This is a genomic window from Bradyrhizobium semiaridum (assembly GCF_020329505.1).
Taxonomy (GTDB): Bacteria; Pseudomonadota; Alphaproteobacteria; order Rhizobiales; family Xanthobacteraceae; genus Bradyrhizobium; species Bradyrhizobium semiaridum.
Genome location: NZ_JAGKJJ010000005.1, coordinates 183,392 through 208,298, shown reverse-complemented (window position 1 = coordinate 208,298; position 24,907 = coordinate 183,392). Strand labels below are relative to the sequence as shown.

Genomic DNA, 24,907 nt, shown 5'->3' with positions numbered 1-24,907 from the left:
GAAATGACAAAAAAGTGGGAAATTTGGAATGGAAGCGACGAGCTGGCTGCCCGAGCACTCGGAGGCGCTGCGGGATCTTCGGATCCGCGGTCTGTCCTACTCGGAGATTGCCGATACCATCAACGCAAGGTTCAACACTGCCTACACGCGCTATGCGGCCCTCAGCCGGGGCCAGCGGATGGGGCTGGGATACCTCGACCGGCCCGAGCCGTCCCTGCCGGAACTCCCCGGCCGGCGGCCTGATCCCCATCTGCCGGAGCTCCCCCCGGTCGACGGCCCGCGCGAAGCGGGAGCCGAGCCGAGAGCCGACCTGGTCCGTTGGCCGAAACCCTCCTCGGCAAGGCTGGAGTTGCCCAAGCTCCGCTGCGCGGAAGTCATGCCGCGCCACTTGTCGCTGCTCGAACTCCAGTCTGGGGACTGCCGATACCCGTATGGCGGCGATAGCGATGGCGAGACGATGACGTTTTGCGGTCAGCCGCGCCGGCCGGGCGCAAGCTACTGCACACCGCATTTCCACCTGAGCCGCGATCCCGTGGCATCGGCGAAACCGGTGCTGAGCACCGACTGGCTTCGCGCGGTCGGGGCGGACTGACCAGCTCACTTCCTGACAATGGGACCGCCGGTCCCTGAACCGCAATCGCGCGGAGGCATCCGCGCGCCCGTTACCCGACATCATGGAGAACATCAATGCCGCGAGCCAGAGGCCGGAAGCCATACGATCCAGCCAAAGTGCATGACCGTCGCGCCCAGGATCTGCCCTACAATGCCGAGGTGGCAACCGTGGAGGTCGACGATCCGCTTGCGCTGGAGCGCGGCGAGAAGATTGTTGCCCTGCGTTCGGTCCGCTGCGATCCGCTCGGTCGGTTGCACGCCCACCGCCAGATCGACGATACCCAGTATCGGAGCGGGCGCATCTTCCAGGACGACTGGGAGAAAGCCGAGCGTGGTCCGCGTGCGGTGGACACCACGCGCGAATATGTCGACGGGGGCCAACTGCGCGAGCCGATCACGGAGGGCCAACGTGAGGCAAGCCTCCGATTGAACCGTGCCGAGCATGAGCTCGGCACGGACGGCTCGATGCTGGTGCACGACGTTCTGATCCTCGGCATGACCATGGAGCAGGTCGGGGAGAGGCGCGGACTGCGCACGCAGCGCTGGCAGGACTATTTTGCGCGGCGTTTCAAGGAATGCCTCGATCGGCTTGCGCTGATGTATGGCTTGGTCACGCCGCAACGGGTTCCGGTCCAACACCGCTGCTCAAGCTGAAGTCACGAGTTTGTGTGCCCGTCGCCGCGCGATGACCGCCGCGCCGACGGGCACGTGCAACGGAGCGAATCATTTTTCTTCTGTGAAGAAGGCGGGTCGGGCCGCTTTGTGTCGAAGACGGTCGACAGCGGCGCAGGCCGTCATGTAACCTTTCGCCCGTGCCAACGATCGTTCGCCTGGTCGCGATCTTCGCGAGCACCGTCAGCGGGCGTCGATCCCGGTGCCGCGCAAAAGGAAGTCAATCAAAATCACACAGGGAGAATCGACCATGAAGCACACAGGAAACTGCTTTTGCGGCGCCGTCGAGCTGCAGGTCACCGGCGAGCCGGAGGCCATGGGGTATTGCCACTGTCGCTCATGCCGTTCCTGGTCCGGCGGTCCGGTGAATGCGTTCAGCCTCTGGAAGCCTGAGGCGGTGGAGGTCACCAAGGGCGCCGAGCATATCGCGACATTCGAGAAGACGCCGATGAGCCAGCGCAAATATTGCGGCAAATGCGGCGGTCATCTGATGACCAACCATCCGACGCTCGGGCTCGTCGACGTGTTCTCGGCAACGATTCCAACGCTCGCTTTCGCGCCCGGCGTTCACGTCAACTACGCTGAAGCGGTGCTGCCGATTCGCGACGGTCTGCCGAAGCTGAAGGATTTCCCGGCCGAGTTCGGCGGCTCCGGCGAGATGCTTGCCGAATAAGTCCGACGGGCTTTCATTGCAAACGGCGTGGCGACGCCGTCGCCACGCCACCCGTTGGCGATCATAGCTCCGTGTTTGATCGAGTGCTCGGCGACGCTTCGGCGATGGCGGGCCGGTGTCGCCACCGGTCCGCGCCAGCCATGTCAGGCGAAGGTCCCGCCCTGCAAAATCTGGCAATTGGTTTTGGCAGGGGGCATCCGCTAAAAGGCGATTACGCCGCCTTTGGCGAGGTGTCGAATTTCGCCTGATAAAATAAGTCGAGGAAACGTCCGATCATGACCAGACCAGATTTGCCGGAGCGCGCGCCGCGCGGAGAGGGGATCCCGACGGCGCTCGATGGCCTGCTGGTTGTCGATTTCACCCGTGTCGTCGCCGGTCCGGCCTGTACCCAGACGCTGGCAGATTTCGGGGCCGAGGTCATCAAGATCGAGAACCCGGACGGCGGCGACGATACCCGCCACTACGAGCATGCCGAGATTGGCGGCGAGAGCGCCGCGTATCTCAGCCTCAACCGCAACAAGCGCGGCATTGCGCTTGATTTCAACAATCCGGCTGCGCTCGAGGTGGCGCGCGAATTGATCGCTAAGGCCGACGTTGTCGTCGAGAACTTCTCCGGCGGCGTGATGAAGAAGTTCGGCCTCGACTACGCATCGGTAGCGCCGACCAATCCGCGGCTGATCTATTGCTCGATCTCGGCCTACGGCCGCAAGGGCGAGTTTGCGCTGCGTCCGGGCTTTGATCCGATCACACAGGCCGAGAGCGGCTTCATGTCGCTGAACGGCTTTCCGGACGGCGAGCCGGTGCGCACCGGGCCGCCGATCGTCGACATGGCAACGGGCATGTCGGCCTGCAACGCCATTCTGCTGGCGCTGATCGCGCGCGATCGGCTCGGCCGCGGCCAGCAGGTCGAGGTCGCCTTGATCGACACTGCGGTGTCGATGACTGGATTCTACGGCATGGCCTATCTGATCACCGGCAACAATCCCGGCCGCTTCGGCAACTCGCCGAACGGTTCGCCGACCGTCGGCGTCTATCGGGCGTCGGACGGGCCGTTCTACATGGCCTGCGCCAATGATCGCCTGTATCGCCGGCTCGTCACCGAGGTGTTGGAGCGCCCCGACCTCATCACCGATCCAGAGTTCGCCCACCGCAAGTCGCGGACGGCAAACCGGGAGAAGCTGCGCGCCATCATCGCCAGCGTGTTCGCAACCGACACGCTCGAGCACTGGATGGCAAAGATGAAGAAGGCCAACATTCCGGTCGGCTATCTGCGCACCGTCGAGCAGGGATTCAATGCACCGGAGGTGCGCGACCGGGATCGCCTCAGCCGGATCCCGCATCCAACCGCAGGCTCGGTTCCGAACATCGAGCCGCCGATCAATATGGGCCTGACCCCGACTGTCGATCCCGTTGCCGCTCCCTTGCTCGCGCAGCACACCAAGGACGTCTTGCACAAGACACTCGGCTATGACGACCGGCGTATTGCGGCTTTGGCCGAGGCGGGAGCATTCGGCAGGGCGATCGAGGCCGGTTAGCGCGAAGCCCGGGCGCCCGTCATTTCCTCGCAACTCGACGGCCAGCGAGCGGAGAACCGCTCGCTGCCATCTCGCCGCAACGTCTCGCATGCCACCGCGGACGGAGTTTCTGCCAGCGGTGGCGGGGCCGAGACCGCTCCGTTGCCGGACCTCAGTTCGGCTTGCTGCGCAGGTTGTTCCTTGGCATAGCTTCAACTTCTTCAGGTTCTGCCCGATCAATTTCGAGCCGTGCCATCCGCAGTATCAGGGTCGCCGTCGTCAGACCGAGGCGTTCGGCTTCCTGCGCCGCGTTCTCGACCTTCTGGGCCAAGCCTTCACGTTTGCCTGGATATGCCATTCGTGATCCTCACTTAGGGTGCGAGATGAAAAAACCCGCTTATGTTGCAGAGCTGCAGAACAGGCTCGGAGCTCCATCGAGCGAAACAGTGGAAAGCCTGCGACTGCTGAAGGCTTTCCTTCGGCTTGCGCCCGACCAGCGGTCCGAGGTCATCGAGCTGGTCGAACGTTTGGCGGTCGAGCCGCCGGTTGATCCCTCATTGTCCTGAGGGCTTCGTGTTATGCACTGAAAGTCAGTAACCGAGCGGCTTGGCTGGCGGCTGCGTCGCGATCACATAGATCGCGCCGCCTTCGAGCGCCTCGGATTGATGGCGGGTGCCGGCAGGCAGCAGGATCGTGTCGCCGGCACCGACGATGCGTTGTTCGTCATCCCACATGAAATTCAGTCGCCCGCTGATGATCATCAGGATCTCATCGACCGGATGCGTGTGGAAGTGATGCACCTTGCCGGCAGCATCGTGCTGCAGCTCCACGGAGCCCTGCGCGGGCAGCAGGTTCAGGATCTCCTGATCGATGGCAAACTCGGTCTTCGCGCCGGCGATGATCTGGGTCATGCGGCCTGCTCCTTGTCCTCGATGGGTGGCGTCTTGTTCTGCGCGAGCTTGGCGAAAGGGCAGCCTGTGCTCGCGTTATTGTCGTCGTAGAGGAAATATTGCTGGTACTCGCGTCCGTCGGCGGCGCCGTAGCGGCCGAGCATCGGCGAGGGGCTCGCGCTGTCATAGGGGATCAGGCGCTTGCGCACCTCGGCAAACGCGGCGTTTGCCGCCTTGTCCGTCCCGAGGATCTTCTCGAACACCCAGCGCGGCTGGAAAGTGAGCATGAAAGCGCTCGAGCGGCGGCTCTGGCGCATCACATGGGCGGGCGTCGTGCACACCACGAAGATTGGCTCGCCCGCGAACGAGAATTCCCACATCGGGTGGTCAATCTGTTCCGGGATCTCGGCGGGCCACGGCCGCTTGTCAAGGCGCGCCAGCTGATCGAGCGTCAACCACATCTTGCGGTAATAGGCGTCGAGCGTCTGCACCGGGCGGGGCCGCGTGAATACGATCAGCGAGGTGTTGGGACCGAACGAGCGCGACTCCGCGACATATTGCGCGAGTTGCTCGCCGAGCACGTCGACGTCGTAAGGATCGAGAAACAGGTAGCGCAACTGGTCCTGGCGGTGCCCAGTCACCCCAAATACGCAGGGGAACGGCCTTGCTGCGCTGCTCATCTGCGCTTCGAATTCGGAAAACATGACGCTTTGCCAGCTGCTCACCGGAAACTTTGCGGCAACCTCGCCTCTTCTTAAGAACAAGCGCTCCATAACGTCCCCTTCACGCGTAATGAGATTCAACGGGCTATCAACTTGCTCCGCATCAGCAGCGGCCCGGCAATGCCGGGCAGCGACATCAGGAGCAGAATGACGATCAAGGCGACGTAGCCGGCGTCATCGATCGCGGCTGCGTTGTGTACGGCATCGGTTCCCGAGACCTGGCTGGCGGCTAGCATCGCGAAGCCGATGACCGGCTGTGCGGCGCCGGCGAAGACTCCGGCAGCGGTGGTGTTGATGGAGGCGCCGACGCCGATCAGGTCGGAGGTGTAGAGCTTCTTGACGCATTTCAGCACCAGCGGAACGGTGCCGCCGGCGACGAGCCCCAATGCCGTGAAGATGACGGTGACGTAGAGGAGGCCGAACGCATGCGCGATCGCCGGCACCAGCATCGCGATCAGGACCATGCGCAGCACGCAAATGCCGATCAGCGCCCGATCGAGCGCCGCGGCAGCGCGATCGGCGGCATGACCGAGGAAGATCGAGCCGAGCGCATTGCCGATCATGAAGGCGAGCAGAGGCGTGCCTGCCGCCGTCGGCGAGATATGGAAGAAATGCGCCACCATCGGGATACCCCAGACGCCCGACAGTGTGGTCACAACGGCGAAGTGCGACGCAAAGGTCATTGCGCAGCCCCAGTTGGCGAGATGGCCGAGCGCCTGCCGCGCCGCGATGACGACGCCCTTCAACGTCTTGTTGGTGTGCGAGACCGGATCAGGCTTCAGCGCAACCTTGGCAAAAGCGAGGTTGGCTAGCCCGATGCAAGCGATGAACAGGAAACAGGATCGCCAGCCAAAGCCCGAGACCGCCGCGGCGAGCGGCGTCGTCGCGATGACGCCGCCGACATAGCCGGAGACCTGCGAGATTCCCGACATCAGGCCGAACCGCTCGTCGGCAAAGCTTTGCGCGACCAATTTTAGCAGTGCGGTGAAGACCAGCGCATCGCCGCAGGCGACGATCAGGCGGGTGGCAAAGACGTCGAGCAGGTTCGGCGCCAGCGCGAACGCGGCGCTGCCGAGCGAGGAGGCGACCATGCTGACCAGCACGACGCGCTTGACGCCGTAGCGGTCGACCAGCAGGCCGGCCGGGATCTGCATCAGGGTGTAGCCCCAGAAATAGCTGGAGGCGAGCATCGCAACACCGGCCGCGTCGGTGTTGAAGTCGTGCATGAAGCTTGCGGTGATCGACTGCGGCGACACGCGCTGCAGGAACGCGATGGCATAGGCGATGGCGACCGCAGCCCAGGCCAGATAGGCGCGATCCGTCAGGCGCGAGGTCGGCGCGTAGACGGCTTGTTGGTCGAGCATCGCCATCAGACCCTCGCGTAACCGACGGAGAACAGGGCGTCCGCTGTATCGGGGATCTTGCGCAACATCGCGGCATCGACCAGTGACGCTACGCCATGGTAGGCCTGCCGATGGTGCTTGATGTGGCCGTACGCGCCACGCATGATCATGTCGGGCACTTCGAGCGCCTTGCCCGGATAGAGCGACATGCACATCTCGACGCAGGCGGCCTGCAATGCAGGATCCTGCGCGTCGTCGAGCAGCGACGGCGTTACCTTTTCGCAGATCTTGGCGTTGGCGGCCCAAACGATCGGGTTGCGGGTCCGCCAGCCGTAGAGCACCTCACCTTCGGTCCGCTCGGCGGCACCGGAAGATTTCAAGACCTCGGATGTAAAGAAGCCGTAGAGCCCGCGGCCCTGGTGCGCGGGCAGGACCTCGGTTCCGCTGCGGTAGATTCCGAGCCCCGCCGACATCTGCAGGACGCGGTATACCGAGAACGCCACAAGCCCGGAGCCGTCATAGACCAGGATGAGGCTGTACTTGCGGTCGAACGGGGAGGACGTCTCGGTCCAGTGCGGCTCGCTAGCGCGCCAATTGACGGCGATGATACCGTTCATTGCGTCCATCAGCGGCTGACGGTCGCCTGCTTCAATCCGGGATGCGTCGGGAAAGCTATAAATCGCGTAATCCGCCCAGGGCGATTTGATCGCTCGGTATCGGCTGCCCAGATTTCGCGACATGGCAGAACTCCAGTATTCCACCGCGAGCTATACAGGGGAGCCTCGAATGGCTTAAAGGACAATATGCCCTCGAAAACTGCCAAACCGTCCCGTTTTGAGCCGGCCAACAAGACAGCCAAGCGGCTGATCGCGATGGTCGCCTTTCCGGGCGTGACCTTGCTCGACATTTCGGGGCCCGCGCAGGTGTTCGCCGAACTGGAGGCGATCGAACTGCCCGGGCCTGGCTATTCGTTGTCGTATCTCTCGGCTTCCGGCGGGCTGGTACCGACCGATGTCGGCATGCAGGTCGACACCGCCTCGATTGACAGTGTCCGCCCCGACGAGGTCGACACGCTGGTGATCCCGGGCGGGCCGGGCATCTGGAAGATCCGGGGCGACGCCAGGCTGATGGATTGGATCGGACAGGCGCTGCCGAAAGCGCGCCGCATCGCCTCCGTGTGCCTCGGCGCATTCGCGCTGGCCTGGACCGGGATACTGGATGGCAAGCGTGCTGTTACGCACTGGCGCTATTGCCCCCGCCTGCAGGACAGCTTTCCCAGTATCCGCGTCGAGCCCAACGCGATCTTCGTCAAGGATGGCCGGGTTTGGTCATCGGCCGGCGTCAGCGCCGGCATCGATCTGGCGCTTGCCATGGTCGAGGAGGATTTCGGCCATACCACCGCGCTCGATGTCGCACGCAGGCTCGTCGTGTTCCTGAAGCGCCCGGGCGGTCAGAGTCAGTTTTCGACCGTTCTTGCGGCACAGGCATCCGATGTCGAGGGGCGTTTCAGCGCGCTGCACGCGTGGATCATCGAGAACATCACCGATGATCTGAAGGTCGAGACGCTTGCCGAAAAGGCCGGCATGACGCCGCGCACATTCGCGCGGACCTATGTCAGCCGCACCGGCATGACGCCGGCGAGCGGGGTGGAGGCGCTGCGCGTCGAGACCGCACGCCTGCTGCTCGAGAGCCGGCAGATCGGCGGGGTGGTCGAGGTGGCCAAACGCGCCGGGTTCGGCGATGACGAACGGATGCGCCGCGCCTTCCTGCGTCACCTCGGCGTGTCGCCGACCGAATACCGAAACCGCTTTTCGGGTGGCTAGCTTGCCTGACGATGTCCTCCTGCGGCGGCGGGGGTGTTCGCGCCAAGAACGATCCATCTCGCACGCGAATAGCTGACCTTCGCCGGCTGGATTCGTCGATCAAGGCGGTAGCTTTTCCGGTTTCTACGGCTAATGTGCCGGCCAAATCGGGAGCAGAAACACCATGAATGACGGGACCCCCATTCGGCCGGCGCGCAATGTCGAGCTCGGCGCCAGCGGCGAGGAATACCAGAACCTGCATGAATTCGTGCGGAAGGCCCGCGCCAGGCTGAACCAGAATGCCTGGGATTACATCGTCGGCGCCTCGGAAACCGAGACCACGATGCGCCGCAACAGAATGGCGCTCGACGAGATCGCGTTCCGGCCGCGTGTCCTGCGCAACGTCGTCGATGTCGATCCCTCGACCGAGCTGTTCGGACGCAAGCTGCGGCTTCCCGTGATGATCGCCCCGGTCGGGGCGCTCGAGATCTTCGATCCCGATGCGGGCGCGGCCGTTGCCCGCGGTGTGGGAACGTTCGGCGCGGCGCACATGCTGAGCTCGGTATCGGAGCCCGGACTGGAGAACACCGCGAAGGCAGCGCCCGACGCGCTGCGCATCTATCAGCTCTATGTGCGCGGCGATGATGCATTCGTCGAGGACGTCGTCAGCCGTACCGTCGCCAACGGCTACGCCGCGTTCTGTCTCACTGTGGATACCGCCCACTACAGCCGGCGCGAGCGCGACATAGCCAAGCGCTATGTCCGCGAAAGCCGCATCCGTGCCACCGGCGGCGATTTCCAGAAAGGTCTGGAATGGCGGACCGTGAAATTGATCAAGGACAAGTTCAAGATTCCGCTCGTCATCAAGGGGATCGCGACCGCAGAAGACGCAAGGATCGCGGTCGATCACGGCGTCGACTGGATTTACGTGTCCAATCATGGCGGGCGGCAGCTCGACCACGGCCGGGGTTCGATGCATGTCCTGCCCGAGATCGTCGAGGCGGTCGCGGGCCGCGCCAAAATCATGGTCGACGGCGCGTTCTGCCGCGGCACCGACATCGTAAAGGCGATCATCTCGGGCGCCGATCTCGTTGGCATCGGGCGGCTGCAATGCTGGGCGCTCGCCGCCGCGGGCGAGGCCGGCATCGTGCGCATGCTTGAACTGCTGGAGGACGAGGTGGTCCGCTGCCTCGGGCTGCTCGGGGTCACCAGCTTCGCCGAGCTGGACAAGTCCTATCTGCATCCGGCGATGCCGACCAATCTGCCGAGCGTATTCAGCGCATACCCGCTTCTGGATATCGAGCCCTATCGCTACTGAGCCGCTGTAAGGCCAGCCCGCAGGCGCGATCGAGACCCTCACGGGCCTTGATTCGCGTGGCGGAGGCATGCTGGGAAGTCCATAATGACGCCGCGGCAGCGACAAAGTCTCAGCGAAATGGCGTATTAGTCGATGCGTATGGCAAATCATCCATTCGCGGAATTTTCTCTGGAGCGAGCGATCGGTTTGCGTTGGGCGCTGCGGGATATCCAGGCCGGCCGGCTCAAACTGTCGCCGGTCAGCGATGAGGATCTGCACGTCCTTGCCGAACTCGAGCTGATCGAAATGCACGATGACGGGCCAGCGTTGACGGCCTTGGGAACGGCCGTGCTGAGCGGCTAAGCCGGAAATCGCTGCGCGTGTTGGAGCGGATCTTCGAAAGGCCCCTTCACGCCTTTCCTGAGGTCCAGCGTGCCTTCAAAAAGCTTTCACCGGAATTGCAGGGCGCGCAGTGGTAGGTCAGCACGTCATGAACCTGATCGCGCGGCTCGATCAGGGCCAGCCGCATCTTGGCGCCGCACTTCATGCACGGCAGCGGTCGCAGAGTCCGGAGAGTTCCGCGCTGAACGAGTCTGCCTGATCGTCCTGGATTGACCGGCGCCGCCGTCGCTCGCGAGACGAGCGGCGACGGTCCGATTTGAATCAGAGGTCAGACGATGTGCCAGTCCTGCGAGACGGCGCCTGCGCTGACGATTATGTGCGCATTGTCGATATCGCCGTCGTTCCAGATCGACATTGCACCATTGTCGTTGTGCCAGAGGATGTCGCTGGTGCCGTTGCCGTCGTAGTCGCCGGTGTCGGCGAAATTCCATCCGTTCGAAATCGTGCCGGCCGGCGCGATGATGTGGGCAACGCCGACCTGGCCATTGTCCCAGATCGATGCCTTGCCGTCCTGGTTGATCCACAGGATGTCGCTCTGGCCGTTGCCGTCGAAGTCGCCGGTGTCGGCGAATTTCCATCCGTTCGAAATGGTGCCGGCCGGGGCGATGATGTGGGCCTTGCCGATCTCACCGTTGTCCCAGATCGAGGCCTTGCCGTTATCGTTGACCCACAGGATGTCGCTCTGGCCGTTGCCGTCGAAGTCGCCGTTGCCGGCGAAGTGCCACCCGTTCGAGATCGTGCCGGCCGGTGCAATGATGTGGGCCTTGCCGATCTGTCCATTATCCCAGATCGACGCCTTGCCGTCATCGTTGACCCAGAGGATGTCGCTGCGGCCGTTGTGGTCGAAATCGCCGGTGCCGGCGAAATGCCACCCGCCCGAAATGGTGCCGGCTGGGGCGATGATATGCGCGGCGTTGACCAGGCCATCGGTCCAGATCGAAGCCCTGCCATCGTCGTTGACCCAAAGCATGTCGCTGTTGCCGTTGCCGGCGAAGTTGCCGGTACCGGCGAAATGCCACCCGTTCGAGATCGTGCCGGCAGGAGCGATCACGTGCGCTCGCGCGATATCGGCGCTGTCCCAGACCGAAACCTTGCCATTATCGTTGACCCACGAGATATCGCTTCTGTAGTCGTCATTCAGGTCCTTTGATGTCTGCGACCAGACGAAATCGTCGACAGTCAGCGTGGACTTCTGGATGTTCTCAAGGGTGAGCGAGTTGCCCTTTCCGAGATCGATAACGACATCCGTACCATCCTGCGTGGCGTGCACCAGCACGTCGGACAGATTGCGAAATATGTTCTGACCGAAATTGATCGCGCCCGGCCTGAAGCCAACGAGGTCGATGCGGTCGTGCGAGCCGGGACCCGGGGCAAAGTCGGTGATGACGTGATTGCCGACATCGATGATGAAGGTGTCGCTATCGGCGCCGCCGGTCAGGATATCGTGTTCGCTAAATGCGAAGAGCCTGTCATTGCCCGATCCGCCGATCAAGGTGTCGCTGCCGCCACTGCTCGTCAGCACGTCGGCGCCATCATACCCGTAAATCGTGATGCCGCTTCCGCCGTTGATGGAGATGACGTTGTCGGCAGAGTTGCCTTTTGCAAAGCCAGAGGCCGGGGTTTGCATCCAGAGATTCTCGAAATTGTCCGGAAGCGTGTAGTTTAGAAGATAGGTGTCGATCGCGTCGATGCCTTCGTTCGCCTGCTCGATCACGGTATCACCGGCGCCCAGGATGTAACGGTCGTTGCCGGTGCCACCAATCAACGAGTCGTTGCCGCCACCGCCGCCGCTGAGGATGTCATCGCCGCCCATTCCATACAGGACGTCGTGGCCGCTATTGCCTGCGATGCTATTGCCAAGTTCATTACCGAACCCATTGTGCGATCCGGTGTCAGTGAACCAGAGGTTCTCGACATTTGCGCCCAGCGTGTAGTTCGCAAGAGTCGTCTGGACCGAGTCAAAGCCTTGGCTCGCAAGCTCCGTGACGGCCTCATTGCCGGATTCGACAATATAGAGGTCGTCGCCCTTGCCGCCCGCCATTTGGTCGGAGCCGCCATAACCATTCAGCAGGTCGGCTCCCGAGTAGCCGGTCATCGTGTCGGCCCCGGCAAGGGCGAGGCCGAGTTTCCCCGCCGGCGTCGCTCCGACGAATTGAAGTGCATCGATCGCCGTGCTGGTGATCTTCTCGTACAGAGTGCTGCCGTCGCCGCTGATGCGATCGAGCGAGGTAACGACCCCGCCAAGAAGGTCGTCGTTGAGCACGACGAACGAACCATGCGCTATCGTACGGGTACCGTCGTTGTTGACGATGGTGATCGTGCTGGCGGTCGCGCTATAGGCGGACCCCATAGCGGCGACCCAGGTCTTGGGCGTGAATGCATTGACGGGTATCGGAGGGGTCGCTTCATAGTGGGTATAGATCGCCATGGCACGCTCCATCGATGCTGCGCGTGCGGCCCGAGGGACCATCCCTGGCGGCCGCGATGCGCATTCGACGTGTCTGTCGTGCCGGGGGGCCGTCGGCCTTGGACCGGTGCGACCGATCGCCTGTCTGGAAACGACAATCGAAGCCGTCTGGTCTTTGAACCAAGGCGAGCCTGGCCGGACTAACCGTTCAGGCAGGTTAGGGGACGGAGACGTGGTTAGTGGCGCAATGCCGGGATATTCGGCCGGGACAGGGTCCGATCTGTCCGTTATCCGGTTCTCGACGGCACAGTATCCGCTGAAGGACCGGTTTGACGCCTGGTGCGACATCTACGAACGCACGCTGTGCAAGCAGGTGATCGAGCCGATCGACCCGGACGACATGCTCGCGGATGTCACGTTTCGCAAGCTGCCCGGCCTCATCATCATGCGGGCCGACCGTTTCCAGGCATCCTATGAGCGCAGGCCGTCCCAGATCGAGGGCGACAATCTGCTGTTCACGGTGGGAACGGCGGGCGGGTTTTCGGCCGTCCAACTGGGTCGCGAGTGCGAAATACGGCCGGGCGAGGCGTTCATCGGGACTGCCGCGGAGCCAGTCTTCAAGCGCCTTTCCAAGGGGTGCGGGTCGCTGACATTGTCGGTGCCATTTTCCATGGTCGCTGCCATGGTGCCCGGACTCGACCGGAAGTTCGGCCTGTCGATTCCGGCGGAAACTCCCCAATTACGACTCCTGACGCGATATTTGAGCTTGCTCGAGAAAGCCGATGAACTGGCCGAGCCCGAGCTGCAGCCGAGTGTCGTGAGACACATCTACGATCTACTCGCACTGACGCTTGGCGCGTCGTCCGATGCGGCCGTGGCTGCCGGGCTCGGCGGCGGCCGGGCGGCACGGCTGCGTGAGATCAAGGCCGATATCGAGCGGGCGATCGGCAAGGAGGACGTATCGGTGGGTGCACTCTCCGTGCGTCACCGCTTGCAGGTCCGTTACATCCAGCGTCTGTTCGAGGCCGAGGGCACGACCCTGACCGAATACGTCACCGGCCGGCGACTGGCGAGAGCCCATGCCATGCTTGCCGACGGGCGAAATGATGCGCTGCCGATCAGCAGCGTGGCTTTCGAGGTCGGCTTCACCGACCATCCTTATTTCAACCGTTGCTTCCGCCGCCGCTACGGCGCATCTCCCTCGGAGGTTCGCGCCAGCGAGAAGGCCAGGCGGCGCCAGGGACCGTCGGTCAACTAGGTCAATATTCCTTGGCCGCCGCCCCGGAACCTGGTCCCGCGATGATGATCGATCGCGTGACGCTGGCGCGTTCGCGATCTATGCTAGCCTCGCCGCACGTCTAATTCAGGGGGCGATCATGATTGAGCCGAAGCTTAAGGTTCCTGCCGAACTCCGCGACCTCACGGAGAAGACCATCGACCAGGCCGAGAAGGCCTTCAGCCTGTTCTTCGATGCTGCCAGCAAATCCATGGCAACGATGCCGGGCGCCGGAACGGAGATTTCCAAGCAGGCCCTGTCGTTCACCGAGCAGAACATGAAGGCGGCGTTCGAGCACGCGCGGAAGCTCGTGCACGCGACCGATCTGCAGGAGGCGATGCAGATCCAGTCGGAATTCCTGCGCAGCCAGTTCACCAATGCCGGCGAGCATATGCGGCAGATCACGGGCAATGTCATGTCCGCTACCAAGGACGCGGCGAAGGGCAAATTCTAGGAGCCAAATTCTAGGAGCTAAGCCTGGAGCGGCTTCCCTAGCGCCGGCGAGCGAACGCAACGCCGAGCAGGAAAGCGACGAACAGGCTGGCGAGCGGCGCCTCGCGGGTCACGGCGCTCACCGTCGCGAGCGCTCCGCCGGGGCGGCGCGAAGCTGCGATGGCACTGCTCAGCCGATCGGCCGCAGCGCGGAGGCCGTCCGACACCTCAGTAATCGTCCGCGAGACGTCGGTCGCGGCGTCGATCGCGCGCTCGCCGAGCGTCGGTTGTAGCGGGGATTCGGGCGTTTCGAAGCTCATCTGCCGTGCCGCAAATTCACTGAGGGACGATAGCTCTAACAACCTCGCCATCCGCGATGGACGCCGTCTTCGCGGAAATAGCCACATTCGGAAAATACCGTAACCGCGAATTGGTTCCGGGCGCACAGCCCGTTTTCGAGCCCAGGGAACCGGAAACTTCCGCGGCAGCCGAGGCTTATTCCAGCAACGACATTTGCGGAGGAAGGTCACGGCATGACGAATGCTCACGCGGTCAATGAGAGAAAACGGCACGGCGGCACGCCACTCGTGGTGGCCGCGGTGGTCGCGACCCTCGGCGTGCTGGGCATGCTGATCGTCGATCACGGCCCCTGGAACAAGCCAACGCTGCAGCCGGCCGCCACGGCCAATTACTCGACGACCGGCGAGGCCGCGCGCGCCGCCGGCGCAACGGTCACGCCCACCGAACCCAGGGCGCCGCTTGAACCGGATCCAGCGGGACCCAAGCCAATTCATCCGGCGAACCCGAATTCACCGCCATAGTGTCGGCCATAGCGTCGGCGCACGATAGCTGCGGTTGCGAGCACATCCCGAGAACGCAGTCAACGCACGCTGACGAACGTACCCCATGCCGCAGCCAGGCCTGCGCCGACCAGCACCAGGGTCGGACTTTCGCAGAACAGGCCGCCATACTGGCACATGGCGGTGCCCATACGGCGGCCGGCGAAAATTCCTGTTGCGATGATGGGAGTTGACACGAGTTTCGCCGAAGGCGGTTTCCGGCTGTCGAAGCCGAACCCTCCAATTTTACCGTTTTCGTCAGGTTTCGGAAAAACGGTTGACACGTCGGGCAACTCACCGGCATAATTCCATCATTCCGAAATTGTCAGAAGCCCGCGCGGAGAGGTCCGCGGCGGGCTTTTTGCTTGCCGTTTCACCGATCGGACGGCGGCCGCTACGTCACGACGCCACATCCTCCCCCGTCGCTTGAGCGTCGTCAGCGCGCCGCCGTCCGAACCTTGTAACAATCACCAATTGGCCGGCGCGCGCGAACGCGCCGGTCCTGCGGCGCGGTGAAAGCCGGCGCCGCCCGCGGCCCGCTCATCACGGATAAGGTTCGCGCCCCAAAGATCGCAGCCGATTGCGCGATCTGCCGCACATTTATTCTATCGCCGGCGCGGCGCTGCCGGCCGATCAAACGAGGTTCGCATGACCGCCTGCCTGATATCGCTCGCGCTCGTAAGCCCAGATGCCATGGCCGACGCTCTCAGCTTCGCACTCTTTGTGGCTCACATTGCACTGAAAGGCCGAGAAAGTCCCAACTCGACGGGGACATCGGTGACATATCAGGTGCAGGATACTACCTTGGCGATGATTTGAGCAATTGTTCGCATCGGCCGGATACGAGTTGGCCGCGACAACGCTGGCGTCGTCCGACGTGTCGCATCTTGTCGATCTCCTCGATCTAAAAACATTTGACACGTCGGGCAACTCACCGGCATAATTCCATCATTCCGAAATTGTCAGAAGCCCGCGCGGAGAGGTCCGCGGCGGGCTTTTTGCTTGCCGTTTCACCGATCGGACGGCGGCCGCTACGTCACGACGCCACATCCTCCCCCGTCGCTGAGCGTCGTCAGCGCGCCGCCGTCCGAACCTCTTGTAACAATCACCAATTGGCCGGCGCGCGCGAACGCGCCGGTCCTGCGGCGCGGTGAAAGCCGGCGCCGCCCGCGGCCCCGCTCGTCAGGGATAAGGTTCGCGCCCCAAAGATCGCAGCCGATTGCGCGATCTGCCGCACATTTATTTTATCGCCGGCGCGGCGCTGCCGGCCGATCAAACGAGGTTCGCATGACCGCCTGTCTGATATCGCTCGCGCTTGCGGGCCTGATTGCCATTGCAGTGTGGGAGCAGTTCGCGTGAGCGCAGACATCATCCAGTTCATTCCAAGGCCGCGCCGGGATCGCGAGCAGACGGATTTTCCCACCATCGTATTTCGCACGACCGTGCCCGATCGCGACATCGATCGCCCCGATACGGCGCCGAGCGAGTACCTCCCCTCCGATTGGGAGGAGAAGTAGGTGGCCAAATCGATCACCCAGATAAGGTCGCTTGCGCGCAGCCACACCAGGACGGCGATCAACGCGCTCGTGGGCGTGATGCGATCCACAAGTGCAACCCCGGCTGCGCGGGTGTCTGCGGCCAACGCCATCCTCGACCGCGGCTGGGGCAAGGCGCCGCAGGCGATGGAGAGGGGCGAAGGAGCACTCGAAACTGTGCACCGCATCGAGCGCGTCATCGTCGAGCCGGAGGACCTCGCGGGTGAAGACCTTTGAGCGGTCGCGGCCGCAGCCCGTCCGGTCCATCGGTACGACCGGATTGCTTCGCCCAAGACCTTCAACGAGAGCCCGACGCTCGCGGCTTTGTGTGCCCCGTCTTGTACGACCGCTCTACCAGAGCGCTGCAGAGGCCCTCTCGGACTAGCCTTGCTGGGGCCGGACGCGCGGCCACGTCAGGTGTAACCTTGTCGATCCTGAAGATTCCAACTGCAAAAGTATTCGAGCCGCTGCTAAAGCCGGCACGCTACAAGGGAGCGTTCGGGGGCCGAGGATCGGGCAAGTCGCACTTCTTCGGCGAACTGCTGGTCGAGATGTGCCAGGCCGAGCGTGGCACATTGGCTGTTTGCATCCGCGAGGCGCAGCGAACGCTGGCGCAGTCCTCGAAGCGGCTGGTCGAGAGCAAGATCGCCTCGCTCGGTATCGGTGCCGGTTTCAAGCTTTATTCGGACAGGATCGGGACGCCGGGTGATGGGGTTGTCATCTTCCGCGGCATGCGCGACCACACGGCCGACTCGATCAAGAGTCTGGAGGGTTTCAAGGTCGCCTGGATCGATGAAGCGCAATCGCTGAGCGCGCACAGCCTCGCTCTGCTGCGGCCGACGATCCGCGCGCCGGGCTCCGAATTGTGGGCTAGCTGGAATCCGCGAAGGAAGTCCGACGCGGTCGATGATTTCCTGCGGGTGCGCAAGCCGCCAGGTGCGATTGTCGTCAACGCGAGCTGGCGCGACAATCCTTGGTTTCCGGCGGTCCTCGAAGAGGAGCGGCGAACCGACCTTTCGCTTTATCCGGCCCGTTACCAGCACATTTGGGAAGGGGACTACGTGCAGGCATTCGAGGGCGCTTACTTTGCCGAGATGTTGTCGCAGGCCCGGAGCAGCGGGCGCATCGGCAAGATTGCCGCCGATCCATTGTTGCCGCTGCGCGCCTTCATCGACATCGGCGGCGCCGGTGCGACCGCAGATGCCTTCACGATCTGGGTCGTGCAGTGGGCCGGCAGCCAGATCAAGGTCCTGGACTACTATGAGAGCGTCGGACAGGTATTGGCTTATCACGTCAACTGGCTACGCTCGCGCGGCTATCAGAACGCGATCCTGTATCTGCCGCACGACGGGATGGCGATGAACAACATCACGGGCAAACGCTACGAGGATCATCTGCGCGATGCAGGCTTCACCGTCGAGCCGCCGGTGAAGAACCAGGGCCGCGGCGCAGCGATGATGCGGATCGAGGCGCTGCGCCGGCTCGGGCCGCAGATCTGGTGGAACGAGGCGACGACCGAAGCCGGCCGCGACGCGATCGGCTTCTACCACGAGCGCAAGGACGAGGTGCGCAATGTCGGCCTCGGCCCGGAGCACGACTGGTCAAGCCACGCGGCAGACGCACTCGGCCTGATGGCGATCTGCTACGAGGCGCCGGGCAGGGCGGGGAGTTTCAATCGGGTGATCCGTTATCGGGACCACGGGTGGGTATGAAGCGTATCTGCAAGATGCGCAAGTATGCGTCGAAGCAGGCTCGCTCATAGCGGTCGGGCTGGAATCCGGGACGAGCCGTCTGGAAGCGAACGACGCGCTAGCCGTAAATTGCGTCGGCTGCTTAGGCGGCCGGGTGACAAGTGATCGTTCTCCCTCGATTTACGCTTAATTCCAGATTTCCTGCACCACCGCGCTTTCATAAGCCGGATGTTCCCCATCACGCGATTGCTGCGCCGGTTATGGCTGTCGATTGGCGATCTCGAACCTCTGCGCTTCCCAAATCAAGGTTTTCACCAATGCCAAAAATGTCCACGTCCGATCTCAAGGCAATGCTCGCCTCCGAAAAGGCCGATGCCCTCGCGGCGCTGTCCGCGGCCCGGCTCGCCGAGGAGCGGGCGGATGCGATGGACTATTATCTCGGCGACATGCGCAAGGACATGCCGGCGCAGGACGGGCGGTCGCGCGCGGTCTCGACCGATGTCGCCGACACCATCGAAGGGCTGATGCCCTCGTTGATGGACATCTTTGCCGGCTCCGACGAAGTCGTCCGCTTCGAGCCGGTCGGCCCAGAGGACGAGGCGGCCGCGCAGCAGGAGACCGACTATGTCAACCATGTCTTCATGCAGCAGAATCCCGGCTTCATGACGCTCTATTCATTCGTCAAGGATGCGCTACTGTCGAAGGTCGGCATCGTCAAGGTGTGGTGGGAAGAGCGGGAAGAGGAGAGCCGCGAGACCTACTACGATCTCACCGATGATCAATTCGCCCTCCTGGCACAGGCGGTAATGGAGTCGAACGGCGCGATGAAGATCGTCGAGCATACAGCACGTGATCCGGCGGATGATGTCCGGACGAAGGCGATGACCTGACTGTCTTGCAGGTGTCGGGCAGACGTCTACATGCAGCATGGCGAAGCGCGCGGAGTTCTGTGCATACTGCGGAGTGCCATCGGTCGGGGAAATGCCATGTCCGTCGTCTTCTTTGCTATCACCGCGATTGCTGCAATATGGTCGGCCGTCAGAAGCGAAGTCCTTCGCCGCGAGCTCGTCGATTCATTGCCTCCACAGTTCCAGGACGACCTCATGTCGAGATATGCGGTTCACACTTATGCCCTCGCGCCGTCGACGTCGCTGCCCCTGCAGACGGAGTACATGAAGGTCTTGTACGCCGGGTGCGCGGCTGCCTTGTCCGGTTCGCTCGGATTCTTCGCGTCGGGAAATCCTGCTCTTGGCTGTTTCGTGCTGATCGGATTTCTCTGGGCCGCCTATCAGACATTCAAATCCTGGAAAGCCTATCAAGCAAACTGCGCAGGCAGTCGGTCAACCGAATAAGGAATACAGATGGCAGCAGGGCCTGCTTGCACGTTGGGATTGGCGAGAGATCTGCTCCGGCGCTGTCCCAAAAGGCGAGCAATTATCGTGCAACTGGAACACTGCTCAGTGACTGCGGCATATCGCGGAAGTCTCTAACCGAAGAAGCTGAAATGAAAGAAATATTTCCAGAGTGGACCCTAACACCGAACCGTATTCTTTCAAAGGTTGATGAAAATCCATTGGAGCGAGAGCGACAGCGGGAAACGGAGCGGAGGCAAGAGCACGAGCGGAGGCGCGAGCTAGGACGAAAATCGTGGATGGAAGAATTCGATCCGCGATATTCCGATCCGTTGCCGCCTCGGCCGGAGGAATTCGGCATCGAGCGCGGCGCGCGCAACATCCGAGACAGCAACTACTGCTTCCATGAAGTCGTCACGAAGACGGAGGCGCAACTGGTCGCGGAAGGCTTCGACGCCGCGCAGATCAGGTCGCTGAACGACTATACCGGCCACAGCAATATCGAGGCGCTGGCGCGCGATACCGCCGACGAGCATTTTGGCAGCGGTGCCGGCGGCACCAACACGGCGGCACGGCTGGTGCGCATCACCGAGCACTATGTGCGGATGGATTATGAGGGCAATGGTCGGCCGTCCTTGTACCAGGTGATCACCGGCGGCGATCAGGGCGAGATCCTGCGCAAGGACGGCCGCGACTGCATCGCGCCGTTCGATGCCATGCCGTTCGCGGCAACGACGCCGGTGCCGATGACGCACCGTTTCTTCGGCCGCTCAATCGCCGATCTCGTGATGCCACTTCAGCGGGAAAAGACGGCGCTGAAGCGCGGCGCGCTCGACAATCTCTATCTGCACAACAACCCGCGTGTCGAGGTGGCCGAGAGCAACGCAGGCCCCAACACGCTGGACGATCTTCTGGTATCGCGGCCGGGCGGCGTGGTGCGTACCAAGACCGCGGGCGGGCTGAACTGGCAGGTGGTGCCCGACATCACCTCGTCGATCTATCCGATGATGCAGTACATCGACACCGAGCTCGAGAGCCGCACCGGGCTCAGCCGGCAGTCGCAGGGCATCGATGCCAATGCGCTGCAGAACCAGTCGGCGACGGCTGTGGCGCAGGTATTCTCGGCGTCGCAGATGCGCATCAAGCTGATCGCGCGGATCATGGCCGAGGGCGTACGCGACATCTTCGCGCTGCTGCACGGCACGATCCGCAAGCATGGACAGCAGCAGGAGACGGTGCGGCTGCGCAATGCATGGGTGACTGTCGACCCGCGGAACTGGAAGACACGCGACGACATGACCATCAATGTCGGCCTCGGCACCGGCGGCAAGGCGCAGCAATTCGCCCAGGTGATGGCGCTTGCCAATTTGCAGAAGGAGCTGATCGGCGGCGGCAAGCTCAACATGGTCGGCGACCGCGAACTCTACAACACCGCCATCGAGCTGACGCGGATCATGGGCCACAGGAACCCGGACCGCTTCTTCAACGATCCGGCGGCCGTCAATCCGCAGACGGGGCAGTTGCTCAATCCGCCGCCGGCGCCGCCCGCGCCGCCGCCCGACCCAACGGTGCTGGCGTTGCAGGCACAGGCGCAGATCGAACAGCAGAAAGCTCAGGCCGATGCAGTCCGTCAGAAGCTAAAGACCGAGTCAGAGATCGAGCTGGCGAAGATCAAGGCCGAGCTCGATGCACAGCTCAGGGTGCTGGACGCGAATCTGAAGGCAGCGACGCAAGCAAAGAAATCAGAACGTGCCGCTGTCCCGGGCGCGCGCAAGGCGAGGGACGGCCACCATTATGTCGAGGATCCGAAGCGGCCCGGCAAATACCTGATGGTCGTTCATCATGTCTGATTTTTCCCTGGTGCCGGTGGACCATCAGCCGGAGTTCTCGGACTTTTCCTTCATTCCCGTTGACCATGATCCGTTCGGCCCGGATGGCCAGGCTCAAGGTCAACCTCAAGACGTTGCGACTGGCGCTGCGCAACCCACTCGCGGCGTGCCCGTAGTTGACACACCAGCTGTCTCTCCTGGTGAATCCTGGGAACCAGACTCCGCGGGCGACAGCGTGCCGGAGCCGATCGCCACACGAAATCCAACGGCCGCACCGCCACTGCCTCCCGACACACCAGCTTTCGATTGGCATCGTATTACCAACCGACCGGCGAGTTGAAGGCGACGACCTACACACCTACGCAACGCATTGGCTATCTCGCAGCCGACGCCATCAATGCAGGTCACCCAAGTGTCCTGACGATTTATCGGCCCGGCAGACGGGCGGCAACAGGCAAACTGGATAAGGTTGCTGGCAAGGGTTAGACGAGTATCCTCCCGCAATGTTCATGGAAGGCAGTGCTGATGCCGACGTTCGGCCGATCAATCTGAAACACAACCGATCGGGACGTGCTACAGTCGGCAATTCATGCCGTGGATTGCCAAACGGAGCGCGAATCAAGATCAATATTGGAGATTGACGATGGCGGTAACCGTCAATTTTGAACTCTCCTACGGTCAACTCTCGGTGTTCAACAGTGCGTTGAAGCACCCATACAATGACTGGACCGACCAACATGTCTCGCAGGGCTTCACTTGGCGTCCTGGCAGCGTTTCGTTCAGTTCTATGGTTGTCTCTGGTCGACATTCGGTGGAGATTCATGTGGTGAACCACGCCAGTCCCGTTCGCCAGGATGCAGTACGCGTCATCGAGGTGCCCTTCGAGGTTCCAGCTGACGGCGCTATCGAAGTCGGAAGCATTTCAGATACTGTCCCACTGTCGCTGCCGGCCGGATCGTTCCTGCTGCGTTGCGAGTTCATGCCACCTTCCAGCACCGATGAAGACGAGCGGGTGCGACTAACCTTTGCGAAAGAGGACACTCCTCGGTTTGCGGTTGTTCGTGCAGATCCAGAACTTTCGGTCGGTGATGAATTGCTGACGACTGCGCGACCTGCCATATAGTTGAGCGGTCAGCGGCGCCAACGCCGCAAGCATGGCCAGCAACAGGAGGCGGTGCGGCTGCGCAATGCCTGGGTCATGGTCGATTCGCGCAACTGAAAGACCCGTGACGACATGACTATAATGTCGGGCTCGGCGCCGGCGACAAGGCCCAGAAATTCGCGCGGGTGATGGCGCTCGCCAATGTCCAGAAGGAGCTGCTCGGCGGCGGCAAACTCAACATGGTCGGTGACCGAGAGCTCTACAACACAGCGGTCGAGCTGACTCGGATCATGGGCACAAGAACCCGGATCGCTTCTTCAACGATCCGGCGGCCGTCAATCCGCAGACCGGGCAGTTGCTCAATCCACCGCCGGCGCCGCCCGACCCAACGGTGCTGGCGTTGCAAGCGCAGGCGCAGATACCCTCCAGCGATGTTCAGAGAAGGCGGTGCTCGGGCTAGTGTTCGACCGATCGATACGAGTCATAACACGTCGGCCGGAGCCTTTATCGGTCGCTTATGCTATGGTTTGCCCAGATGGCGCCCGCATCAAGATCATTACTGGGGATTGAAGATGGCGACCAGGATCGATTTTGAAGTTTCTCATGGACAGCTCGTGGTGTTCTCGAGCTCGCTGGAGAATCCATTCAACGAGTGGACTGCTCAGCATTTCTCGCAGGGCTTCACTTGGTGGCCCGGCTGCGTGGCGTTCCGCACGATGACCGAATCTGGCTGGCACAAGGTCGAGGTTGAGGTCGTGAACCATGCCGGGCCCGTTCATCCGGGTGCGTTACGCGTGATTGACGTTCCCTTCGAAGTTCCAGCTGATGGGGCGATCGAAGTTGGAAGCATTGCGCAGATCATTCCACTGTCGCTGCCGGCCGGATCGTTCCCGCTGCGTTGCGAGTTCATGCCACCTTCCGGCACCCGCGAGGACGAGCGGGTGCGATTGACCTTTGCGAAGAAGGACATTCCCCGCTTTGGGGTTGTTCGTGCAGATCCCGAACTCTCGGTCGGTGATGAATTGCTAACGACTGCGCGACCTGCCATCTAGTTGGGAAGTTGGCGGCATCAACGCCGCAAACACGGCGACGGGAGACGGTGCGGCTGCGCAATGCCTGGGTGATTGTCGACCCGCGCAACTGGAAGACAACGAATGACCATCAATGTCGGGCTCGGCACTGGCGGCAAGCTCGAGATGGTCGGCGACCGCGAGCTCTACAATTTCGATGCGAGTGACGGTTGCCGCGGCCGCCACGCATCAGATGATGGCTGGCCGTAGACAAAGGACTGGTGCAATGATCGATGAAGATACTCTCGAAGGGGCGAAGGCCAAGGGCGTTCGTGCCGAGGTGCTGCTCGAGGACGAACTGCTGACTGAAGCGTTCGGCACGCTCGAGCAGGGCTATGTCTCGGCCTGGCGTGCGACCACGATCGATGACGTTGCGGCGCGCGAAAAACTCTTCCTTGCCATCAACATCGTCGGCAAGGTGCGCGATCATCTTCGCTCGGTCGTCTCCAACGGCAAGCTCGCGCAGGCCTGCTCGGCTATGACTTCCTGCTGACCGCTTCTTCCCCGTCGCGATGAGCGGGGAGTATCTTCTGGGCATCTCGCAAACCGGTGTCACCCTGGAAAACCTCGACGCGATTTCGTCGTCGATCGATGCGATGACATTGAGCCTCGATGCCTATGCGACGGCCGTGCAGCCCGAGATCGCACAGTTCAACAATGCGCACGTGCTGGGCTTCTTCCGCGGCGAAAATCTGGAAGCAACACTGGAAAGTGCGGAGCAGGGCACCGATGACAACCGGATCACGATCCGCGGCTTTCGCCCGATCTCGGATGCGGCGATGCTCTATGGTTCAGTCTCGACGCGCGACACGCCTTCCGTGACGACGGTCGCGGGCGCCGAGGTGCCGGTCAACACCAGGACCGGACGCTGCGACCTGATGCGCGACACCCGCTATGCACGCTTCAAGGTGAGGATTCCTGCCGCGACGCAATGGACATTCTGTGCCGGCGTCGTGCCGGACGTGATCGCGAGCAGCGCGCTATGACGGCCTACGTTCCCGGCATCACCGAGACCGATCTGAAGAAGATCGTGCTCGCCATCCAGAATCTTGCCGCCGGCCGATCGAATGCCGTTGGCGCGGTTACGCTTGTGCCGGGGGCATCGACCACGACCGTATCGGCACCGAACTGTGCGTTGGGCTCAACGCCGATTCTCACGGCAACATCCCCAAGCGCCGCAGCCGAGCTCAGCAGCGGCACGCTCTTTGTGAGCGCGGTGGTGAATGGATCGTTCACGATCACGCATGGCAACTCCGCCACTGCTGACCGGACGTTTTTGTATGCGGTGCTTGGCTGACATCCGCAACGCGCCTCCCTGGTGCGCTGGTCCGCCCTCACAACGCAAGTCGACAGAACTCTGCTTTCAAACCGCCCAATGGTCCGGTGGCGCTTCGCCGCGTCGGGATGATCGACGGGTCTTCTTTAGCAAAGGAACGATTAATGGCTC

The 24,907-nt window shown here is 62.5% G+C and carries 31 protein-coding genes; 23 read left to right on the top strand and 8 right to left on the bottom strand.

Features of this window, described 5'->3' with window-relative positions; genetic code table 11:
* Nucleotides 1–28 precede the first annotated feature (28 nt).
* The 4 genes from J6500_RS08565 (at nucleotide 29) to J6500_RS08550 (ending at nucleotide 3,492) form a co-directional block, all read left to right on the top strand.
* Complete coding sequence (locus J6500_RS08565) at nucleotides 29–592, top strand: GcrA family cell cycle regulator (protein ID WP_225712244.1); 564 nt, start codon at nucleotides 29–31, stop codon at nucleotides 590–592.
* A gap of 95 nt (nucleotides 593–687) precedes the next feature.
* Nucleotides 688–1,266 (top strand): DUF6456 domain-containing protein, encoded by a 579-nt coding sequence (locus J6500_RS08560; RefSeq protein ID WP_225712243.1) that lies wholly within the window; start codon nucleotides 688–690, stop codon nucleotides 1,264–1,266.
* Between the two features lie 268 nt (nucleotides 1,267–1,534).
* Nucleotides 1,535–1,957 carry a GFA family protein gene (locus J6500_RS08555; RefSeq protein WP_225712242.1) on the top strand — a complete coding sequence of 141 codons (423 nt, stop codon included), beginning with the start codon at nucleotides 1,535–1,537 and terminating at the stop codon, nucleotides 1,955–1,957.
* A 272-nt stretch (nucleotides 1,958–2,229) separates the two neighbouring features.
* Nucleotides 2,230–3,492, top strand: a complete 1,263-nt coding sequence (locus J6500_RS08550) for a CaiB/BaiF CoA transferase family protein (RefSeq protein ID WP_225712309.1) — start codon at nucleotides 2,230–2,232, stop codon at nucleotides 3,490–3,492.
* 151 nt (nucleotides 3,493–3,643) lie between these two features.
* On the opposite strand, the gene J6500_RS08545 is transcribed toward J6500_RS08550, so the two are convergent.
* Entirely contained in the window at nucleotides 3,644–3,829 is a 186-nt protein-coding gene (locus J6500_RS08545; protein WP_225712241.1) for a hypothetical protein, read from the bottom strand.
* A gap of 25 nt (nucleotides 3,830–3,854) precedes the next feature.
* On the opposite strand from J6500_RS08545, the gene J6500_RS08540 reads away from it, so the two are divergent.
* A complete protein-coding gene (locus J6500_RS08540; protein ID WP_225712240.1) occupies nucleotides 3,855–4,037 on the top strand; it encodes a hypothetical protein in 183 nt (60 codons plus the stop codon).
* A 24-nt stretch (nucleotides 4,038–4,061) separates the two neighbouring features.
* On the opposite strand, the gene J6500_RS08535 is transcribed toward J6500_RS08540, so the two are convergent.
* The 4 genes from J6500_RS08535 to J6500_RS08520 all read right to left on the bottom strand — a co-directional run bounded on the left by J6500_RS08535 (nucleotide 4,062) and on the right by J6500_RS08520 (nucleotide 7,166).
* A complete protein-coding gene (locus J6500_RS08535) occupies nucleotides 4,062–4,382 on the bottom strand; it encodes a cupin domain-containing protein (protein WP_225712239.1) in 321 nt (106 codons plus the stop codon).
* Nucleotides 4,379–5,041 carry a YqcI/YcgG family protein gene (locus J6500_RS08530; protein ID WP_225712238.1) on the bottom strand — a complete coding sequence of 221 codons (663 nt, stop codon included), beginning with the start codon at nucleotides 5,039–5,041 and terminating at the stop codon, nucleotides 4,379–4,381. Before J6500_RS08530 ends, J6500_RS08535 begins: the two co-directional genes overlap by 4 nt.
* A gap of 119 nt (nucleotides 5,042–5,160) precedes the next feature.
* Entirely contained in the window at nucleotides 5,161–6,453 is a 1,293-nt protein-coding gene (locus J6500_RS08525) for an MFS transporter (protein WP_225712237.1), read from the bottom strand.
* Nucleotides 6,453–7,166 (bottom strand): hypothetical protein, encoded by a 714-nt coding sequence (locus J6500_RS08520; protein ID WP_225712236.1) that lies wholly within the window; start codon nucleotides 7,164–7,166, stop codon nucleotides 6,453–6,455. Before J6500_RS08520 ends, J6500_RS08525 begins: the two co-directional genes overlap by 1 nt.
* 63 nt (nucleotides 7,167–7,229) lie before the next feature.
* Here J6500_RS08520 and J6500_RS08515 point away from each other — a divergent pair, with 63 nt between their 5' ends.
* From J6500_RS08515 to J6500_RS08505, 3 genes are all read left to right on the top strand, one after another.
* Entirely contained in the window at nucleotides 7,230–8,249 is a 1,020-nt protein-coding gene (locus J6500_RS08515) for a GlxA family transcriptional regulator (protein ID WP_225712235.1), read from the top strand.
* Nucleotides 8,250–8,412: 163 nt separating this feature from the next.
* On the top strand, nucleotides 8,413–9,546 hold the full coding sequence (locus J6500_RS08510; protein ID WP_225712234.1) for an alpha-hydroxy acid oxidase: 1,134 nt from the start codon (nucleotides 8,413–8,415) through the stop codon (nucleotides 9,544–9,546).
* 132 nt (nucleotides 9,547–9,678) lie between these two features.
* Nucleotides 9,679–9,888, top strand: a complete 210-nt coding sequence (locus J6500_RS08505; protein WP_312018206.1) for a hypothetical protein — start codon at nucleotides 9,679–9,681, stop codon at nucleotides 9,886–9,888.
* Nucleotides 9,889–10,195: 307 nt separating this feature from the next.
* Here J6500_RS08505 and J6500_RS08500 read toward each other — a convergent pair whose 3' ends face one another.
* The gene (locus tag J6500_RS08500; protein WP_225712233.1) at nucleotides 10,196–12,682 is read right to left on the bottom strand and encodes a calcium-binding protein; all 2,487 of its coding nucleotides are present in this window, start codon (nucleotides 12,680–12,682) and stop codon (nucleotides 10,196–10,198) included.
* 25 nt (nucleotides 12,683–12,707) lie between these two features.
* Here J6500_RS08500 and J6500_RS08495 point away from each other — a divergent pair, with 25 nt between their 5' ends.
* Together J6500_RS08495 and J6500_RS08490 are read left to right on the top strand one after the other, a co-directional pair.
* Nucleotides 12,708–13,592 carry an AraC family transcriptional regulator gene (locus J6500_RS08495; protein WP_312018205.1) on the top strand — a complete coding sequence of 295 codons (885 nt, stop codon included), beginning with the start codon at nucleotides 12,708–12,710 and terminating at the stop codon, nucleotides 13,590–13,592.
* A 118-nt stretch (nucleotides 13,593–13,710) separates the two neighbouring features.
* Nucleotides 13,711–14,064, top strand: coding sequence for a phasin (locus tag J6500_RS08490; RefSeq protein ID WP_225712231.1), 354 nt, complete (start codon nucleotides 13,711–13,713; stop codon nucleotides 14,062–14,064).
* 37 nt (nucleotides 14,065–14,101) lie between these two features.
* On the opposite strand, the gene J6500_RS08485 is transcribed toward J6500_RS08490, so the two are convergent.
* Nucleotides 14,102–14,362 carry a hypothetical protein gene (locus tag J6500_RS08485; RefSeq protein ID WP_225712230.1) on the bottom strand — a complete coding sequence of 87 codons (261 nt, stop codon included), beginning with the start codon at nucleotides 14,360–14,362 and terminating at the stop codon, nucleotides 14,102–14,104.
* Nucleotides 14,363–14,575: 213 nt separating this feature from the next.
* Here J6500_RS08485 and J6500_RS08480 point away from each other — a divergent pair, with 213 nt between their 5' ends.
* On the top strand, nucleotides 14,576–14,863 hold the full coding sequence (locus tag J6500_RS08480; RefSeq protein ID WP_225712229.1) for a hypothetical protein: 288 nt from the start codon (nucleotides 14,576–14,578) through the stop codon (nucleotides 14,861–14,863).
* 59 nt (nucleotides 14,864–14,922) lie between these two features.
* On the opposite strand, the gene J6500_RS08475 is transcribed toward J6500_RS08480, so the two are convergent.
* Nucleotides 14,923–15,078: a hypothetical protein gene (locus J6500_RS08475; RefSeq protein ID WP_225712228.1), complete on the bottom strand. Its 156-nt coding sequence runs from the start codon at nucleotides 15,076–15,078 to the stop codon at nucleotides 14,923–14,925.
* 1,158 nt (nucleotides 15,079–16,236) lie between these two features.
* On the opposite strand from J6500_RS08475, the gene J6500_RS08470 reads away from it, so the two are divergent.
* The 12 genes from J6500_RS08470 (at nucleotide 16,237) to J6500_RS08415 (ending at nucleotide 24,757) form a co-directional block, all read left to right on the top strand.
* Nucleotides 16,237–16,398, top strand: a complete 162-nt coding sequence (locus J6500_RS08470) for a hypothetical protein (RefSeq protein ID WP_225712227.1) — start codon at nucleotides 16,237–16,239, stop codon at nucleotides 16,396–16,398.
* Complete coding sequence (locus J6500_RS08465; protein WP_225712226.1) at nucleotides 16,399–16,653, top strand: hypothetical protein; 255 nt, start codon at nucleotides 16,399–16,401, stop codon at nucleotides 16,651–16,653. It abuts the gene before it with no gap.
* A gap of 188 nt (nucleotides 16,654–16,841) precedes the next feature.
* On the top strand, nucleotides 16,842–18,128 hold the full coding sequence (locus tag J6500_RS08460; RefSeq protein ID WP_225712307.1) for a PBSX family phage terminase large subunit: 1,287 nt from the start codon (nucleotides 16,842–16,844) through the stop codon (nucleotides 18,126–18,128).
* 305 nt (nucleotides 18,129–18,433) lie between these two features.
* On the top strand, nucleotides 18,434–18,997 hold the full coding sequence (locus J6500_RS08455) for a portal protein (protein ID WP_225712225.1): 564 nt from the start codon (nucleotides 18,434–18,436) through the stop codon (nucleotides 18,995–18,997).
* Nucleotides 18,998–19,093: 96 nt separating this feature from the next.
* On the top strand, nucleotides 19,094–19,459 hold the full coding sequence (locus J6500_RS08450; protein WP_225712224.1) for a hypothetical protein: 366 nt from the start codon (nucleotides 19,094–19,096) through the stop codon (nucleotides 19,457–19,459).
* A 299-nt stretch (nucleotides 19,460–19,758) separates the two neighbouring features.
* A complete protein-coding gene (locus tag J6500_RS08445) occupies nucleotides 19,759–21,309 on the top strand; it encodes a portal protein (RefSeq protein ID WP_225712223.1) in 1,551 nt (516 codons plus the stop codon).
* Between the two features lie 622 nt (nucleotides 21,310–21,931).
* On the top strand, nucleotides 21,932–22,411 hold the full coding sequence (gene comJ / locus J6500_RS08435) for a competence protein ComJ (protein ID WP_225712221.1): 480 nt from the start codon (nucleotides 21,932–21,934) through the stop codon (nucleotides 22,409–22,411).
* A 551-nt stretch (nucleotides 22,412–22,962) separates the two neighbouring features.
* Nucleotides 22,963–23,442, top strand: coding sequence for a competence protein ComJ (comJ, locus tag J6500_RS08430; RefSeq protein WP_225712220.1), 480 nt, complete (start codon nucleotides 22,963–22,965; stop codon nucleotides 23,440–23,442).
* 102 nt (nucleotides 23,443–23,544) lie between these two features.
* Nucleotides 23,545–23,670 carry a hypothetical protein gene (locus tag J6500_RS31960; RefSeq protein ID WP_283842898.1) on the top strand — a complete coding sequence of 42 codons (126 nt, stop codon included), beginning with the start codon at nucleotides 23,545–23,547 and terminating at the stop codon, nucleotides 23,668–23,670.
* A gap of 16 nt (nucleotides 23,671–23,686) precedes the next feature.
* Entirely contained in the window at nucleotides 23,687–23,953 is a 267-nt protein-coding gene (locus J6500_RS08425) for a hypothetical protein (RefSeq protein WP_225712219.1), read from the top strand.
* A gap of 103 nt (nucleotides 23,954–24,056) precedes the next feature.
* Complete coding sequence (locus J6500_RS08420; RefSeq protein ID WP_225712218.1) at nucleotides 24,057–24,446, top strand: hypothetical protein; 390 nt, start codon at nucleotides 24,057–24,059, stop codon at nucleotides 24,444–24,446.
* Nucleotides 24,443–24,757 (top strand): hypothetical protein, encoded by a 315-nt coding sequence (locus tag J6500_RS08415; protein WP_225712217.1) that lies wholly within the window; start codon nucleotides 24,443–24,445, stop codon nucleotides 24,755–24,757. The genes J6500_RS08420 and J6500_RS08415 overlap by 4 nt, the downstream gene beginning before the upstream one ends.
* Nucleotides 24,758–24,907: the final 150 nt, after the last annotated feature.